We start from the raw sequence: 17614 nt of genomic DNA, 5'->3' as shown, positions 1-17614 counted from the left end.
GCCTGCCGCGCCCGCCGCGCCCGCCGCGCCTGCCGCGCCCGCCGCGCCCGCCGCGCCTGCCGCGCCCGCCGCGCCTGCCGCTGTCCCGCCTGCTGCCGTCCTGCCGGCGCTGGCTCCCGCCACCATTACCGTCGCCTCGTTCCCGGACCTGGACCGCGCCGTCAAGACGGCCATGCCCATGTGGGAAAAGCTGTACCCGCACGTGAAGGTCAAGCTGGTCAGCCTGCAGATCGACGACCACCATAACTCGATGACGACGGCGCTGGCGGCCGGCGCGCGCCTGCCCGACGTGATGGCCATCGACTTCCGCTATGTCGGCAGCTTTGCCGAATCGAAGGGCATGGAAGACCTCCTGCAGGCGCCGTACGGGGCAGGGCAGTACCGCGCCCAGTTCGTGCCCTTCACCTTCGTGCAGGCGACCAGCTCGCGCGGCACCCTGGGCGCCATGCCGGCCGACCTGGGGCCGGGCACCCTGTTCTACCGCAAGGACTTGATGGACAAGGCGGGCATCAAGGAATCCGAGTTGACCGCTTCGTGGGAGTCGTACATCGCCGCCGGCAAGAAGCTCAAGGCCGCCACGGGCACCTATCTGCTGGCCGGCGCCAGCGACCTGGCCGACATCGTTATCCGCGCCAATTTGAAAGATGGCGAAGGCATTTACTTTGGCGACAAGGGGCAGGTGCTGGTCGACTCGCCCCGCTTCGTCAAGGCGTTCGAATTGGCCAAGGCGGCGCGGGTGGCGGGCATCGATGCGCGCACCGTGGCCTGGACGGGCGAGTGGGCCGAGGGCTTCAAGCGCGACAAGGTGGCCAGCCAGATGATGGGCTCGTGGCTCAGCGGCCACCTGGCCAAGTGGCTGGCGCCCGATTCGAAGGGCCAGTGGCGCGCGGCGAACCTGCCGGCCGGCGCGCTGGCGTCGTACGGCGGCTCCTTCTACGGCATCCCGAAAAAGGCGGCGAACAAAGCCCAGGCCTGGGAATTCATCAAGTTCATGACCGTCAACAAGGATATCCAGCTGCACTCGCTCAAAGAAATCGGCGCCTTCCCCGCTTTGAAAGCGGCGTATGCGGACCCCATGATGGACGAGCCGCAAGCGTACTTCGGCGGCCAGAAGACACGCTTGCTGGCGCGCGACACGGCGGCAAGGATTCCCGTCATCCGCGTCGACAAGTTCGACGCCGTGGCGCGCGACATCGTCAACATGGAGCTGGAAAGCGTGCTGGCGCAAAACAAGGATATCAAGACGGCCCTGGCCGACGCCAAGGCCCTGATCACCCACCGCGCGCGGCGCTAGGACCAGCATGAGCCACTTGCATCCCCCATCGGCATCGCTGGCGCACCAGGCGTCCGCGTCGGCGCGGCCGTCGCGCAAGCGCTACACCATGAAGCAATGGGCGCCATACATTTTCATCAGCCCCTTCTTCATCCTGTTCGCCGTCTTCAGCCTGTTCCCGCTGCTGTTTTCCATCTATTTGTCGTTCAACCAGTGGGAAGCGGCCAGCGGCGTGGAAGCCATGCAGTGGGTCGGCCTCGACAACTACAAGTATGCGCTGAGCGACCCGTGGTTCCTGCGCTCGCTGGGCAATACCGTGTGGCTGGCGCTGGCTTCGGGCGTGCCGCAGCACCTGGTCGCCATCCCGCTGGCGGCGTTCATCCACAACAGCTTCAAGCGCTCGCGCAACCTGGTGATCGGCATTTACTTCTTGCCGTTCATCACCTCCAGCGTGGCCATCGCCATGGTCTTCAACACCCTGTTCTCGCGCGACTATGGGCAGATCAATGTATTGATCGAATGGTGCGCCAGCCTGCCGTTGGTCGGCGGCCTGTTCCCGGCCGAGTCGATCGACTGGCTGGGCAGCTCGCTGTTCATCAAGCCGGCCGTCGCCTTCGTGATTTTCTGGCGCTACCTGGGCTGGAACCTGGTGCTGTACCTGTCCGCGCTGCAGGTGATCCCCAAGGACTTGTACGAGGCGGCCACCATCGACGGTGCCTCGAAACGCCAGCAGTTCTGGTACATCACCCTGCCGCAGCTGCGGCCCATGATCTACCTGGCCGTGACCCTCACCATCATGGGCAACCTGCAGCTGTTCGAGGAACCGTTCGTGCTGGTGGCCGAATCGAGCGGCGTGAGCCAGTCCGTGATGACGACGGCCATCTTCGTCTACAAGACGGCGTTTTCCTCGGGCGACTTCGGCACGGCGTCGGCCATTTCCTGGCTGCTGTTCTTGATCATCGCCAGCACCACGTGGGTCAACAACCGCGTCTTCAGCCGCAATGAACGTCAGGAACGCAAGGAGGCCAAATGAGCGCATTGACAAACCGCCGCGCCAGCGCGGCCAGCACCCGCTGGACGGCCTACGCCATGGTGGCCATCGGCGCCCTGATCATGGTCGCGCCGTTCTACTTCATGTTCGTCTTTGCCACGCATACGAGCGCGGAAATCTACAGCCTGCCGCCGCCGCGCTGGTTCGGCACGGCCCTGCTCAACAACCTGGAACTGCTGCAGGAGCGCCTGCCGTTCTGGCGCAATATCGGCATCAGCCTGTACGTGGCCCTGATGACGACGGCGTTGACCCTGTTCTTTTGCTCGCTGGGCGGCTATGCGTTTGCCATGTACGAGTTCCGCTTCAAGCGGCCCTTGTTTACCCTGGTGATGGCGTCGATGATCATCCCATCCTTCATGAACATGATCCCGACGTTCATGCTGATGGATTTCCTCGGATGGCTGGACCAGCCGCGCGCCCTGTACGTGCCCGGTGCGGCCGGTGCGCTGGGGATTTTCCTGATGCGCCAGTACATCGGCACGGCCATCCCGAAGGACCTGATCGAGGCAGCGCGCATCGACGGCTGCGGCGAGTTCGCCATCTACTGGAGAGTCGTGCTGCCGCTGATCGGGCCCGCCATGGGCACCCTGGGCCTGATCACCTTCATCAACTCGTGGAACAATTTTATTACCCCGCTGGTCGTCATGCGCTCGGTCGAGAACTACACGATCCCGCTGGCCCTGCGCAGCATGCAGGCGCCGAACAACACGGAGTGGGGTGCGCTGATGACGGGCGCCGCCATCGCCGTGCTGCCGCTGCTGCTGATGTTCTTTGTCGCCTCGAAGCGCCTGATCGAGGGCCTGACCCAGGGCGCCGTCAAAGGCTAGAACTTTTTCATCCACTCACACTGACATGACCACCATGCACAACGACGATACCGATACCCAATTTCCTTCCACCTTCACCTGGGGCGTGGCCACCAGCGCCTACCAGATCGAGGGCGCGGCCGCCATCGACGGCCGCGGCCCGTCCATCTGGGATACCTTCAGCCACACGGACGGCAAGATCATCGATGGCAGCAATGGCGACGTGGCCTGCGACCACTACCACCGCTACGTTGATGACGTGGAGCTGATCGCGAACCTGGGCGTGAACGCCTACCGCTTTTCCATGTCCTGGTCGCGGGTGCAGCCCACGGGTTCCGGCGCCTGGAACGAGGCGGGCTTCGATTTCTATGCGCGCCTGCTCGACGCCCTGGCCGCGAAGGGACTCGATGCCCACCTGACCCTGTACCACTGGGACTTGCCGCAAGCCTTGCAGGACGAGGGAGGCTGGCTCAATCGCGCCACTTGCTACCACTTCGCGGCCTATGCGGCCGAGGTGGCGCGCCGCTTCGGCCACAAGGTCGTCAGCATCGCCACCCACAACGAACCGTGGTGCACGGCCGTGCTGGGCCACGGCACGGGCCAGTTCGCGCCCGGCATGGCCGACCCCGCCGCCGCCGTGCAAGTGTCGCACCATCTGCTGCTGTCGCACGGCCTGGCCATGCAGGCCATGCGCGCCGTCAATCCGCCCGCGAAACTGGGCATCGTGCTCAATCAATGGACGGCCACGCCGGCCACCGACAGCGCGCAAGACCGCGAACTGGCCGAACTCGAATATGCGCGCTCGGTGCAGTGGTATATGGACGCCATCTTCAAGGGCCGCTACCCGGCACTGGCCCTGAAACACGCCGACGCTTCAGCTTTGGCCATCTTTGAAAACGATTTCATAGATATCAAGCAGCCCATCGATTTTCTCGGCGTGAACTACTACACGCGCGCTTTCATGAGCGCCGAGACGCCGCCGCGCAAGCCCGAGGGCAAGCTGGGCTTCAATGACATGGGCTGGGAAACCTATCCGCAGGGCTTGACGGAACTGCTGGTGGGCCTGCACCGCGAATACCGGCTGCCGCCCGTCTACATTACGGAAAACGGCATGGCCGTCGCCGACAAGCCCGCCGGCGGCAAGATCCACGACCAGGCGCGCATCGACTACGTGCAGCTGCACCTGGACGCCTTGCGGGCCGTGATCGCGCAGGGCATCGACGTGCGCGGCTATTTCTACTGGAGCCTGATGGATAACTTCGAGTGGAACTCGGGCTATGCCAAGCGCTTCGGCATGCTGTACGTCGACTACGCCACGCAGCAGCGCAGCTTCAAGGACAGCGCCCTGTGGTACCGCGATTTCATCGCCGCGCAGCGCGCGTCCCACGCACCGGCCCAGCTGGTCCTGGCCGGGGAGCACTGACATGGCCGCCATCTCCCTGCGCGGCATCCGCAAGACCTATGGCGACGGCCCGGAAATCGTCAAGGGCCTGGACCTCGATATCCATGACGGGGAATTCATGGTCTTCGTGGGGCCGTCCGGCTGCGGCAAGTCGACCCTGCTGCGCATGATCGCGGGACTGGAAGACATCAGCGCGGGCCAGCTGCGCATCGGCGACCTGCTGGCCAACGACGTGGCGCCGGCCGAGCGGGGCATCGCCATGGTCTTCCAGAGCTATGCGCTGTACCCGCACATGACGGCGCGCGAGAACATGGGCTTTGCCCTCAAATTGGCGGGCAAGCCGGAAGCCGAAGTGCGCGCGGCCGTGGGCAAGGTGGCGGAGATCTTGCAGATCACGCACCTGCTCGAGCGCAAGCCCAAGGCCCTGTCGGGCGGCGAGCGCCAGCGCGTGGCCATCGGCCGTTCCATCGTGCGCCAGCCCAAGGTATTCCTGTTCGACGAACCCTTGTCCAACCTCGATGCCTCTTTGCGCGTGCAGACGCGCATCGAGCTGGCCAAGCTGCACCAGGAACTGGGCACCACCATGATCTACGTGACGCACGACCAGGTCGAAGCCATGACCCTGGGCGACAGGGTGGCCGTCTTCCACGGCGGCCACCTGGAGCAGGTGGGCGCGCCCCTGGACCTGTACCGCCATCCGGCCAGCCAGTTCGTGGCCGGTTTCATCGGCGCCTTGCGCATGAACTTTTTGCCGTGCGCCGCCGTGCCCGCGCTGGCCAGCCAGCTGGGCGGCGAGGCGGGCATGCTGGTCGGCATACGCCCCGAGCATTTGCGCCTGGTGCCGCGCGGGGAGGGGTACGGCGCCACCGTCACCCTGATCGAGCAGCTGGGCGATGCGCAGATCATCCACGCCACGCTGGATGCCGGTCCCCATGCGGTGGCCATCAAGCTGCATGGCGAGGCGCGCCACAGCCTGGCGCAGGGCAGCGCCATCGGCTTCGCGCCGGAAGAGGGCCACGCCTTTCTATTCGACACGGGCGGGCGCGCCGTGGCCACCCACTGACCCGCACGGAGGCGACATGACTTCAGATTGACACCCAAAAAATGTGCAGCAGTAGCCAAAGAGCTATGTGATCATCATTCAACCAGTGGTAGAGGAGACAATAACAATGAAGCCGTTCAAGAGAAACACCATTGCATTCAGCCTGGCGCATGCGACGTTCGCCCAGTTCATCCTGATGGGCAGCGGCGCCGCGCTGGCGCAGCAAGCCGGACCGGCCACCGCGGCCACGGCGGCCGCCGAGACGGCACAGCCGGCGGCCGAGCAGATGGACCGCATCGTCGTCACGGCCACGCGCCGTAACACCTTCGTGCAAGAGACGCCGCTGGCCGTCACGGCCTTCAACCAGGACACCCTGCAAAACAATCAGGTCAAGGACCTGGCCTCGCTGGCCACCATGGTGCCCAGCCTCGTCGTCGAGCAGCATGGCGATTCGGGCGGCGTGCACGTCTACATGCGCGGCGTGGGCTCGGCCAACCACACGGAGCTGGGCGACCCGGCCGTCGCCTTCTATGTCGATGGCGTGTATTCGCCGCGTCCCCAGGGCGCGACGGCGCTGATGTACGACTTGAGCCACGTCGAGGTGGCGCGCGGACCGCAGGGCACCCTGAACGGCCGCAATTCGACGGCAGGCGCCGTCAACCTCGTGTCGGCCGCGCCCAGCACGGCCAAGTTCATGGGCTCGGCCGGCATCACCGTGGGCGACTACCGCCATCTGCAGACGCAGGGCATGCTCAATATCCCGTTTTCCGACGACGTGGCGCTGCGCATTGCCGCCATCAAGGATAGCCATGACGGCACGGTGGATTTCCGCCGCGGCTCGAACGTGATGCCGGGCACGGCCAAGTATGGCGCCGGCGACCAGATGGGCGTGCGCGCCTCCCTGCTGTGGAAGTTTACGCCGCAGCTGCGCGGCACCTTCATCGCCGACTACTTTCTCGACCAGGGCGCCGGCAACGTCTACCTGGCGGCCGAGCCGAAGCCGGGCGAGAAGCTGCGCTCGGCCCTGATCGACACGCCGGGCACCCTGGACCAGTCCATCCTCACCTACAAGGGCAAGCTCAATTACAAGCCCACGGACGGGCTGGACTTCACTTACCTGGGCAGCTGGAGCCGCTACAAGCGCCAGAACAGCAACGATGCGGACGCGGGCCTGTTCCCCGGCTTCAAGTCGGAAAACCGCACGGACTGGGCGCAGTTCGACAGCTATTCACACGAGCTGCAAGCCCGTTCGGACGACGATGCGCCGTTCCAGTGGGTAGCGGGCCTGTTCCTGTTCAATGAAAAGAACAAGGTGCGCTTCGACATCGACCGCAGCCAGATTTCGCAGGCGGCCGTGCAGCAGGATATCGCCAACGGCGCCGTGATTTTTGTCCAGCCCACCGTGGGCCAGTATGCGTCGGCCATGTCCTTCATCCAGGGCGACCGCCAGCTCAAATCGAAAGCCGTGTTCGGCCAGGTCAGCCAGCAAGTGACGGACCAGATCAAGCTGACGGCCGGCGCGCGCTACACGAAAGACCACAAGTTCGATATCGGCGGCAAGAACTGGGCTTGCCCGAACTGGCCCGCCAACACGCCGCTGGGCACCACCGTGCTCACGCCGGACCAGCTGGCGCAGCTGGTCACGCCCGGCACGGGCCTGGCCAATACGCACAACATCGGACCGGGCGGCGCCATCACGGCGGCCAGCTGCGGCAATACGCCGGGCGACAACACGGCCGACCTGAAGTACGGCCAGGCCACCTGGCTGGGCCGCATCGAGTACAAGCTGCGCTCCGACATCTTGCTGTTCGGTTCCGTGACGACGGGTTTCCACTCGCCGGCCATCGGCGACGGCGGCGCCACCACCAAGCCGGAAAAACTGACCAGCTATGAAATCGGTTTCAAGTCGGATTTGCTGAACCGCCAGCTGACCCTGAACCTCGATGCCTTCCTGATGAAATACAAGGACAAGCTCGAATCGCAGGTGGTCAACAGCGTGCTGGCCAACTTCAATGCGGCCGGCGCCACCGTCAAGGGGCTGGAAGCGGAATGGGTGTGGCGGCCCACGTCGGCCGACCGCCTGACGGGCAACGCCACCTGGCTCAAGGCCGTGTATGACGATTTCCTCTCGTGCGACGTGGATGCGGCGCGCGCGAATGGCCAGTCCTGCGGTTCGACGGCGCCATTGGTGAACGTGGGCGGCAGTACCATGAAGCATGCGCCGAAGTTTTCCACCACGGTGCAGTACGAGCATGATTTCACTGTCGCCGGCGGCCAGCTCACGCCGCGCGCCTCCGTGCATTACGAAACCATGTCGTACGTGGGGGCGGGCGCCTTCAACGGCGACGTGCCGGGCCACGCGGGCGTGAAGCGCCAGGAAGCCTACACGACCCTGGACCTGAGCCTGCGCTTCCAGCCGGCGAACAAGGCCTATACGGTGGAAGCGTTCGTGCAGAACGCCACCGACAAGGCCGTCAAGCTGGACGTCAATGAAATCTGCACGGACGTGGGCATGCCATGCCAGCCCACGCAGCAGATCTACGGCGCCTTCTACAACGCGCCGCGCACGTTCGGCGCGCGCGTGTCGATGAAGTTCTGATGGCGTAGGGGGAAAGAGCAGTTGCAGTAGCAGTCCACTCAGTAGGGCAGGTGTTGGGCCGGGGAGATTCCCCGGCCTTTTTTACTCCAATGCTGCCTGCACGCTGGCGATGCCGATCTGCGCGCTGCCTTCGGCCAGGCGCACGTTGACGTTCTGGCGTGCCTGCAGCTGCGCGGGCGAACGCAAGATGGCGCCTTTTTCGTCGCGCAGGATGGCGTAGCCCCGTTCCAGGGTGCGCTGGGGATTGAGCAGTTCCAGCTGCGCCGACAGGCCGTCGAGGCGATGCCGCCGTTGCGTCAGCAGCTGCGCCATGGCCGCGCCGCTGCGGCGCTGGGCTTCCGCCAGGCGCGCGCGCGGCGCCGCGACGTCGGGCCGCAGGTTGGCCCAGCGCGAGCGCAGGCGTTCCAGCGCGTGCTGCGACTGGTTCAGCGGCGCGCGCGCCGCATGCGTCATGGCCGTCGACAGGGCCAGCAGCTGCAGGCGCTGCTGCTGCAGCTGCGCCTTGGGATTGAGCAGGCGGCGGCTGTGGCGGTCCAGGGTCTGCGCCGCGTCGTCGAGGCGGCGGCGCATGGCGCGGCGCAGGTCCGTCGCATCGGCGCGCAGTGACGCGAGCCAGTCGGCGCGCGGCGTGGCTGCCAGTTCGGCCGCCGCCGTGGGCGTGGCGGCGCGCAGGTCGGCCGCGAAGTCGGCGATGGTGAAATCCGTCTCGTGCCCCACGCCGCTGATCACGGGCATGGAGCAGTCAGCGATCGCGTACGCCACGGCTTCATCGTTGAACGACCACAGGTCTTCGATGCTGCCGCCGCCGCGGCACACGAGCAGCACGTCGCACTCGGCCCTTGCCGATGCCGTGCGGATGGCGTGCGCGATCTTTTCCGGCGCCTGCTGGCCCTGCACGGGCGTGGGATACAGGATGATGGACACGTGCGGCGCGCGCCGCTGCAAGGCCGTCAGCACGTCGCGCAGGGCGGCTGCCTGGGGGCTGGTGACGATGCCGATGCTGCGCGCGAACATGGGAATGGCGCGCTTGCGTTCGGGGTCGAACAGGCCCTGCGCGGCCAGCTTTTCCTTCAGGCGCTGGAACGCTTCATACAGGGCGCCCACGCCGGCGCGGCGGATGGCTTCCACGTTGATCTGGTAATCGCCGCGCGCGCCATACAGGGTGACGAGGGCGCGCACCTCGACCTTGTCGCCTTCGCGCGGCGTGAAGCCCGCGTACTGCGCGCGGCCGCGGAACATCACGGCGCGCACCTGGGCGCCATCATCCTTGAGGGTGAAATACCAGTGGCCGGAGGCGGCGCGCGTGAAGTTGGAAATCTCGCCGGCGATCCAGGTCAGGGGAAACGAGCGTTCGAGCAGGCGCGCAACGGCCTGGTTCAGGGCGCTGACGGTCAGCACGGGCGGGGCGGCAAAGCCGCTGTCAGTCTGGTTTTCGGTCATCATGAAGCTGGAAAGGGAAGGAACTGTCCACAAATTATCGGCGAGGTCATGCTTATGTCATATATCGTGCAAAACAACAAGTTCTATTTCTAAGTATTTGATTTCATGATGAATTTCCAGATGCTTGATTTGCGTGCACAGGGAAAAAGTCCTTTAATATCAAGCACATCAGTGAAGCGCATGCCACTTACGCACAAAGTTATCCACAGAAAGTGTGCGGAACTTTTTGTCCTGCACAGGGCTGCTGGATTTCTCCCTTGCAGTGGATAAAAAATACCCTGCTACATTTTTACGCATGGAAATAAAGTATATATGAATCAATGGCTTAGTATCGCATACATGGCCTTGCGCACAATCTTATCCACAAAAAATGTGCAGAACTCCGCCAGGCGGCCCCGTTTATCCACCGCCAGGCGTATTGCAAGGCTTGCCTGATTTTTGCGCAGCATAAAAAACCGCATATAAATCAAGGGCCTAGCATGCAAGCGTGGGCCTTGCTCACAATCTTATCCACAGAATGTGTGTAAAACTGCATAAATCGTTTCGCCGTTTGCCCGTGTTTTCCACTGTTGCGCAAGGCGGTGCGGCTGCCTCATTTTTCAGCAGTGAAAAAAAGTCCTTTAAAATCAATAGGCTTGCATGGAGTCAATCGGCTTGCTCACAATCTTATCCACACTTTATGTGTGGAACTGCACTGGCGGTGGAAAAGTGCCGTGGTGAAGCCACATTTGGCCAGGAAAACCCGCCTTTTCAGCGCTTGCCACATTTTTATGCATGGCAATAAAAACGATATAAATCAATGTACTTAGCGCTTATCTGTGCGCTTGCACACAATCTTGTCCACAGATTGTGTGCAGAACTTTATGGACCGCCGATGGCATGCCGCTATCCGGTCTGCCACATTTTTACTCAATGAAATAATTTTCTTTGAAATCAATGGCTTATGTGAATTCCATCGCCTTGCGCACAATCTTGTCCACAGTAAATGTGCAGAACTTTTGTTTTGTTGAACATCTGACATTGACTACGCGCGATTAGCTGCTATGCCTGTATTTTGCGCAGGTGATAAATATCCATGTAAATCAATGACTTGGCTTTCACTGTTCATGCTTGCTCACAATCTTATCCACATAAAATGTGCAAAACTGGGCACGGCCGGCTGCGCTGCGTCAGCAGGCTGTGCATAAGGGCGCGCGCAGGCGCCACTTGCCGCCGGCGCGTCAACGCGCTACATTGCGCCATTCCGTCGCCGGTGCGCAATCGCGCTCGCGTGCTCGGTACAATACGCGTTGTCCAGGCCAACCATCGCCTTCCCTTTATCAGGAGTTTCTTTTGCTCGCTATATTTCAAGCCGCTGGCTGGCCCATCTGGCTGTTGTTGATCGCTTCCATCGTCGCCCTGGCCCTGATCATCGAGCGCCTGCTGTACTTGCGCCGTGCCAAGATATTGCCCCGCAAGCTGTTCGATGAAGTGGTGCAGGTGTATCGCAGCGGCAAGATTACGCCGGATACGGTGGCCAAGCTGGAAGACAATTCGCCGCTGGGCGTGGTGCTGGCTGCCGCGCTGCGCAATGTCGACGCGCCGCGCGAGGTGATGAAGGAATCGATCGAGGAAGCGGGCAGCGGCGTGGCCCACGTGCTGGAACGCTACCTGACGACCCTGGGCACCATTGCCACCCTGGCGCCACTGATGGGCCTGTTCGGCACGGTGGTGGGCATGATCGAAATCTTCGGCTCGCAAAACGCCAGCGGCTCGAATCCCGCCCAGCTGGCCCATGGCATTTCCGTGGCCCTGTATAACACGGGTTTCGGCCTGGCCATCGCCATGCCGACCCTGGTCTTCTACCGCCATTTCCGCGCCCTCGTCGACAGCTTCGTCATCGACATGGAGCAGCAGGCGGTCAAGTTCGTCGACATCGTCCACAGTGGCCGCAAATGAACTTCCGCAAAGGCAAGGGGCGTGAAGACCCCGAAATCAACCTGATCCCGTTCATCGACGTGCTGCTGGTGATCCTGATCTTCCTGATGGTCAGCACGACCTACAGCAAGTTTACGGAGCTGCAGATTACCTTGCCCACGGCCGACGCCGAGCAGGCCAAGGACAAGCCGCAGCAGATCGACGTCACCGTCGACGCCAAGGGCAACTACACGGTGAACCGCGAACCCGTTTCGTTCCGCGACGTGGCCGGCCTGGCCGATGCCTTGCAGAACGCGGCGAAGGCGGCCAACGGCGGCAAGGCGCCTGCGCAGACGCCCGTCGTGGTGGTCAACGCCGACCAGTTCGCCATGCACCAGATGGTGATCCACGTCATGGAAGCGGCGCGCCTGGCCGGCTATGAAAAGCTGACGTTTGCGGCGCAGGCCGGCGGCAAGTAAGGCCAACCCTCAACCCCAACCGAAGTGCCGGGGTCGTACCCTCAGGGTCCGACCCCAGGTGTCGATTTTGGGTTCCAATTTTAGTTGACACCCATGCCCACATCCTCCCCCGCCAAGCTGGAAACCACTCTCACCCGCGCCTGGCTGACGCGCGGGCCGCTGGCGTGCGCGCTGTGGCCCGTGTCGCTGCTGTTCGGCGCCTTGAGCAGCGCCAGGCGCGCCCTGTTCCGGGCCGGCATCCTGAAATCGGCGCGCCTGCCCGTGCCCGTCGTCGTCGTCGGCAACATTTTCATCGGCGGCACGGGCAAGACGCCGCTGACGATCTGGCTGGTGCACGCCTTGCGCGACGCGGGCATGCGCCCGGGCGTCATTTCGCGCGGCCATGGCAGCGCCGACCGCTTGCCGCGCGCCGTCAGCGCCGCCTCCACGCCGCAGCAGGTGGGCGACGAGCCCTTGCTGATCTTCCAGCGCGGCGGCTGCCCCGTGGTGGTGGGGCGCGACCGCGCGCAGGCGGGCAGGGCGCTGCTGGCCGCGCATCCGGACGTCGACGTGCTCGTCACGGACGACGGCCTGCAGCATTACGCCCTGCAGCGCGACGTGGAAATCGTGCTGTTCGACGGCCGCGGCGCGGGCAATGGCTGGCTGCTGCCGGCCGGACCCCTGCGCGAATCGCCGCGCCGCCGGCGCGACGTGACGGTGATCAATGCGCCCGAGCTGGCGCCGGCCCTGGTGGCGCAGGTGGCGCCCAGGGGCGCCCTGGTGGCGCAGATGCTGCTCGACGGCAGCGTGGCCGAGCGCATGGCGAACCGCGGCGAAAGCATGGCCCTTGCCGACCTGGCGGCCAGCGGCCAGCGCATCGTGGCGGCGGCCGGCATCGGCAATCCCGGGCGGTTCTTTGCCATGCTGCGGGGAGCGGGACTGGAGTTCACGGAACTGCCCCTGCCCGACCATCACGACTTCCTCGACCAGCCATTTGCCGCGCTTGACACGGATGTGATCTTGATCACGGAGAAGGATGCAGTAAAATGTGCGCAAATTGAACATCTCAAAGATGACCCGAGACTGTGGGTCGTCCCGGTCAGTGCGCGCATCGATAGCGCGCTGGCCCAACAAATTGTGGAGAAATGTCGTGGACGCTCGACTGCTTGATATCCTGGTCTGCCCTGTTTGCAAGGGCCCGCTTGAACACGATAAGAAGGCGCAGGAACTGATTTGCCGCGCCGACCGCCTGGCCTATCCTATCCGCGATGGCATCCCCATCATGTGGGCGGACGAAGCGCGCACCCTGCAAGACGCAGTGGAATAACGATGGCGTTCATCGTCATCATCCCGGCCCGCCTGGCCTCGACGCGCCTGCCCAACAAGCCGCTGGCCGACCTGGGCGGCAAGCCCATGGTGGTGCGCGTGGCCGAGCAGGCAGCCTTGTCGGGCGCCGCGCGCGTTATCGTCGCCACCGACCATGAAGACATCCGCGCCGCCTGCGCCGCGCATGGCGTGGAAGTATGCATGACGCGCGCCGACCATCCGTCGGGCACGGACCGCATCGCCGAAGTGGCGCGCACGCTCGGTTTGCCGCCGGACGCCGTCGTCGTCAACCTGCAGGGCGACGAACCCCTGATCGATCCGGCCCTGCTGGCCGCCTGCGCGGCGCAGATCAGCAGCACCGTTCCCATGGCCACGTGCGCCCATCCGCTGCACGACATGGCCGATGCCTTCAACCCGAACGTGGTGAAGGTCGTGCTGGACAAGGCGAACCGCGCCTTGTATTTTTCGCGCGCCACCATCCCCTGGCACCGCGACGGCTTCGCGCAATCGCGTGAAAACTTGCCGCAAGGCTACGTGCCGCTGCGTCATATCGGTCTGTACGCATACAGCAATGCGTTCCTGCAAGAGTATCCGCAATTGTCCGCTTCGCCGCTGGAAGCGATCGAGGCGCTGGAGCAGCTGCGCGTGCTGTGGCACGGTGTGGCCATCGCGGTGCACGTCACGGACTCGGCCCCGGCCGCCGGCGTCGACACGCCGGAAGATCTTGCCAGAGTCCAGGCGCACTACCGTCACGCCACCTGAGAAAACGTCCATGGCTGCGTTGCCCCGCCTTGCTGTACATTCGTACTGTCTGTGGCGGGGCGCCGTGCCCTGAACGTTTAAAAACGTCCATGGTTGAGTTGCTCCGCCTTGCCGTACTTTCGTACTGTCCGCGGCGGGGCGCCTTGCCCTGAACGTTTTTCAGGCGCCGTGGGTGCGCATGAAAAATTTTATGCGGGGCTTGCCACAAAAAACCACATTTTGAAACGTCCGCCTTGCGAATCGCTGGCTTTGATCAATCAGGGCATAGCAATTCGATAGCAAACTGGCGTTCCGGGGATTTTTTGTGGTAAGTTTCGTAGGGAAAGATAGCCATAGCAACACCATCTAAAAATAATTACACATACCACCATCCAAAATCTGTTTTTTAGGAACTTTTCAATGCGTCTGATACTTTTAGGAGCACCCGGTGCCGGCAAGGGCACCCAAGCTAACTTCATCAAAGAAAAATACAACATTCCACAAATCTCCACGGGCGACATGCTGCGCGCGGCGATCAAGGAAGGCACCGAACTGGGCCTGGCAGCGAAAAAAGTCATGGATGCGGGCGGCCTCGTGTCGGACGACATCATGATCGGCCTGGTCAAGAACCGCCTGCAGGAAGCCGATTGCGCCAATGGCTACCTGTTCGACGGCTTCCCGCGCACCATCGCGCAGGCGGACGCCATGAAAGATGCCGGCATCAATGTCGACTACGTGCTGGAAATCGACGTGCCTGATGCGTCGATCATCGAGCGCATGGATGGCCGCCGCAGCCACCCGGGTTCGGGCCGCGTCTACCACGTCAAATTCAATCCGCCCAAGGTCGACGGCATCGACGACATCACGGGCGAACCGCTGATCCAGCGCGACGACGACAAGGCGGAAACGGTCAAGAAGCGTCTGGACGTGTACCACAACCAGACCAAGGTCCTGCTCGGCTACTACAATGACTGGGCCAAGTCCGGCCTGCCAGGCGCGCCGAAATACCGCCGTATCGCCGGCGTCGGTCCGGTCGAGCAAATCCGCGACAGCGCATTTGCCGCCCTGGCGGAATAAGCAGTTTTTGAAAAGCGGACCTGAGTGTCCGCTTTTTTTGTGCCCGCTTTTCACGCGCGGCGCCACGTCGTTTCTGGTTTCTATGTAGCGGTAGAAGTTTTTTGCAGGTCGTGTTTTCCTGGCTGCGCGTGCCTACCCGGTGCGGTCTGCAGCTGTCGGTAATAACGTCGGACAAAAACAGAAGGGGACGATATGGCAGCCAGCTTGTGGTTTGCGGTAGCCTGCGGCGTGGTCGCAGTCATTTATGGTTTGGTGTCGCGTAGCTGGATCCTGCGCCAGGATCCCGGCAACGCGCGCATGCAGGAAATCGCGCTGGCCATCCAGCAGGGCGCGGCCGCCTACCTGGCGCGCCAGTACCGCACTATCGCCATCGTCGGCGTGGTGCTGCTGATCGCCATCTATGCGCTGCTTGGCCTGCATACGGCGCTGGGCTTCCTGATCGGCGCCGTGCTGTCGGGCGCCTGCGGCTTCATCGGCATGAATGTCTCGGTGCGGGCCAATGTGCGCACGGCGCAGGCGGCCACCCAGGGCATCAACCAGGCGCTGAACGTGGCCTTCAAGGGCGGGGCGATCACCGGCATGCTGGTTGTCGGCCTGGGCTTGCTGGGCGTGACCCTGTTCTACTGGCTGCTGGCGACGACGGGCGCGCCCGGCCTGACCCAGCACGATTTGATCAAGCCCCTGATCGGCCTGGCCTTCGGCGCCTCGCTCATTTCCATCTTTGCGCGCCTCGGCGGCGGCATCTTCACCAAGGGCGCCGACGTGGGCGCGGACCTGGTGGGCAAGGTCGAGGCGGGCATTCCCGAAGACGACCCGCGCAACCCGGCCGTCATCGCCGACAACGTGGGCGACAACGTGGGCGACTGCGCCGGCATGGCGGCCGACCTGTTCGAGACCTACGTCGTGACCCTGATCGCCACCATGCTGCTGGGCGCGCTGCTGATGGCCGAGGCCAGCAGCACGGCCATCATCTATCCGCTGCTGCTGGGCGCCGTTTCCATCCTCGCGTCCATCGTCGGCTGCTCGATGGTGAAGACCAAGCCGGGCGCGAAGATCATGTCGGCCCTGTACACGGGCCTGTGGTGGGCGGCCGGCCTGTCGCTGGTGGGCTTTGCCGTGGTGACGTGGCTGCTGTGGCCCGACGACGCCATGCGCTACAAGATGCTGGGCGCGACCGTCGTCGGCATCGTGCTCACGGGCCTGATGGTCTACATCACCGAGTACTACACGGGCACGGATTTCAAGCCCGTGCGCCACATCGCCGAAGCGTCGACGACGGGCCATGGCACGAATATCATCGCCGGCCTGGGCGTGTCGATGAAGTCCACCGCCTATCCGGTGCTGGCCGTCTGCATCGCCATCCTCGTGTCGTACCAGCTGGCGGGCCTGTACGGCATCGCCATTGCGGCAACGTCCATGCTGTCGATGGCGGGCATCATCGTCGCCCTCGACGCCTATGGCCCCATCACCGATAACGCAGGCGGCATCGCGGAAATGTCGGGCCTGCCCGACTCCGTGCGCGCCATCACCGATCCCCTCGACGCCGTGGGCAACACCACCAAGGCCGTCACCAAGGGCTACGCCATCGGCTCGGCGGGCCTGGCCGCGCTGGTGCTGTTCGCCGACTACACGCATGCGCTCGAATCCGTGGGCCAGCACATCACCTTTGATCTGTCGAACCCCATGGTCATCGTCGGCCTGTTCATCGGCGGGCTGATTCCCTACCTGTTCGGCGCCATGGCGATGGAAGCCGTGGGCCGCGCGGCAGGCGCCGTGGTGGTCGAGGTGCGGCGCCAGTTCCGCGACATCAAGGGCATCATGGAAGGCACGGCCCGGCCCGAATACGACAAGGCCGTCGACATGCTGACGGCGTCGGCCATCCGCGAAATGATCGTGCCGTCCCTGCTGCCCGTGGTCGTGCCCATCGTCGTGGGCATGCTGCTGGGGCCAGCCGCGCTGGGCGGCCTGCTGATGGGCACCATCGTCACGGGCCTGTTCGTGGCCATTTCCATGACCACGGGCGGCGGCGCCTGGGACAATGCCAAGAAATATATCGAGGATGGCCATTTCGGCGGCAAGGGTTCCGACGCGCACAAGGCGGCCGTCACGGGCGACACGGTGGGCGACCCGTACAAGGATACGGCGGGACCGGCAGTGAACCCCTTGATCAAGATCATCAATATTGTGGCCCTGCTGCTGGTGCCGCTGCTGCCGGCCACGGGCTGGCTGGCCGTCAAGGCGCCGGCGCCTATCCACGCGCCCGTGCCGCCCATCCTGGCGCCGGCGACCCCCGTGCAAAGCTTGCCCGCGCAATAAGACAGTGTTTTCCCTGCAGCCCCGTGGCCTGCGCCGCGGGGCTGTTTGCGTTTTTGCGCAGATGAAACTTTCCTGTCGTCCATATCCCCTGCGTATAAAAGGTGAGCAATTGTTACGGCAGCTTTGATTGCGCCGTCCGCCTGCCAATAATGGAGTGAGCATCATCGTCGTGGTAGCCAGGCAGGAG

Annotated in this window: 14 protein-coding genes; 13 read left to right on the top strand and 1 reads right to left on the bottom strand. The window is 63.8% G+C overall.

The window, feature by feature from the left end; genetic code table 11:
• Nucleotides 1-100 precede the first annotated feature (100 nt).
• The 6 genes from VPH41_RS28245 to VPH41_RS28220 all read left to right on the top strand — a co-directional run bounded on the left by VPH41_RS28245 (nt 101) and on the right by VPH41_RS28220 (nt 8173).
• Nucleotides 101-1294 carry an extracellular solute-binding protein gene (locus VPH41_RS28245; protein ID WP_442906331.1) on the top strand — a complete coding sequence of 398 codons (1194 nt, stop codon included), beginning with the start codon at nt 101-103 and terminating at the stop codon, nt 1292-1294.
• A 7-nt stretch (nt 1295-1301) separates the two neighbouring features.
• Nucleotides 1302-2306 carry a carbohydrate ABC transporter permease gene (locus VPH41_RS28240; RefSeq protein WP_152284061.1) on the top strand — a complete coding sequence of 335 codons (1005 nt, stop codon included), beginning with the start codon at nt 1302-1304 and terminating at the stop codon, nt 2304-2306.
• On the top strand, nt 2303-3151 hold the full coding sequence (locus tag VPH41_RS28235) for a carbohydrate ABC transporter permease (protein WP_152284062.1): 849 nt from the start codon (nt 2303-2305) through the stop codon (nt 3149-3151). Before VPH41_RS28240 ends, VPH41_RS28235 begins: the two co-directional genes overlap by 4 nt.
• A 25-nt stretch (nt 3152-3176) precedes the next feature.
• A complete protein-coding gene (locus tag VPH41_RS28230; protein ID WP_328572253.1) occupies nt 3177-4553 on the top strand; it encodes a GH1 family beta-glucosidase in 1377 nt (458 codons plus the stop codon).
• Between the two features lies 1 nt (nt 4554).
• Nucleotides 4555-5595 (top strand): ABC transporter ATP-binding protein, encoded by a 1041-nt coding sequence (locus VPH41_RS28225; RefSeq protein ID WP_328572252.1) that lies wholly within the window; start codon nt 4555-4557, stop codon nt 5593-5595.
• A 106-nt stretch (nt 5596-5701) separates the two neighbouring features.
• A complete protein-coding gene (locus VPH41_RS28220; RefSeq protein ID WP_328572251.1) occupies nt 5702-8173 on the top strand; it encodes a TonB-dependent receptor in 2472 nt (823 codons plus the stop codon).
• An 81-nt stretch (nt 8174-8254) separates the two neighbouring features.
• Here VPH41_RS28220 and xseA read toward each other — a convergent pair whose 3' ends face one another.
• Nucleotides 8255-9616: an exodeoxyribonuclease VII large subunit gene (gene xseA / locus VPH41_RS28215; RefSeq protein WP_328572250.1), complete on the bottom strand. Its 1362-nt coding sequence runs from the start codon at nt 9614-9616 to the stop codon at nt 8255-8257.
• 1329 nt (nt 9617-10945) lie between these two features.
• On the opposite strand from xseA, the gene VPH41_RS28210 reads away from it, so the two are divergent.
• The 7 genes from VPH41_RS28210 to VPH41_RS28180 all read left to right on the top strand — a co-directional run bounded on the left by VPH41_RS28210 (nt 10946) and on the right by VPH41_RS28180 (nt 17427).
• On the top strand, nt 10946-11551 hold the full coding sequence (locus tag VPH41_RS28210) for a MotA/TolQ/ExbB proton channel family protein (protein WP_086146704.1): 606 nt from the start codon (nt 10946-10948) through the stop codon (nt 11549-11551).
• Nucleotides 11548-11988, top strand: coding sequence for an ExbD/TolR family protein (locus VPH41_RS28205; RefSeq protein ID WP_152284068.1), 441 nt, complete (start codon nt 11548-11550; stop codon nt 11986-11988). The genes VPH41_RS28210 and VPH41_RS28205 overlap by 4 nt, the downstream gene beginning before the upstream one ends.
• A 93-nt stretch (nt 11989-12081) precedes the next feature.
• Nucleotides 12082-13137 (top strand): tetraacyldisaccharide 4'-kinase, encoded by a 1056-nt coding sequence (lpxK, locus tag VPH41_RS28200; protein ID WP_328572249.1) that lies wholly within the window; start codon nt 12082-12084, stop codon nt 13135-13137.
• Nucleotides 13118-13294: a Trm112 family protein gene (locus tag VPH41_RS28195; protein WP_010395789.1), complete on the top strand. Its 177-nt coding sequence runs from the start codon at nt 13118-13120 to the stop codon at nt 13292-13294. The genes lpxK and VPH41_RS28195 overlap by 20 nt, the downstream gene beginning before the upstream one ends.
• 2 nt (nt 13295-13296) lie before the next feature.
• Nucleotides 13297-14055 carry a 3-deoxy-manno-octulosonate cytidylyltransferase gene (gene kdsB / locus VPH41_RS28190; protein WP_287778552.1) on the top strand — a complete coding sequence of 253 codons (759 nt, stop codon included), beginning with the start codon at nt 13297-13299 and terminating at the stop codon, nt 14053-14055.
• A gap of 399 nt (nt 14056-14454) precedes the next feature.
• Complete coding sequence (adk, locus tag VPH41_RS28185) at nt 14455-15111, top strand: adenylate kinase (RefSeq protein WP_034782090.1); 657 nt, start codon at nt 14455-14457, stop codon at nt 15109-15111.
• 192 nt (nt 15112-15303) lie between these two features.
• A complete protein-coding gene (locus tag VPH41_RS28180) occupies nt 15304-17427 on the top strand; it encodes a sodium-translocating pyrophosphatase (protein WP_328572248.1) in 2124 nt (707 codons plus the stop codon).
• Nucleotides 17428-17614: the final 187 nt, after the last annotated feature.

Source organism: Janthinobacterium sp. P210006, assembly GCF_036231885.1.
Lineage (GTDB): Bacteria > Pseudomonadota > Gammaproteobacteria > Burkholderiales > Burkholderiaceae_D > Janthinobacterium > Janthinobacterium violaceinigrum.
This window is presented reverse-complemented; position numbering and strand designations above follow the sequence as displayed.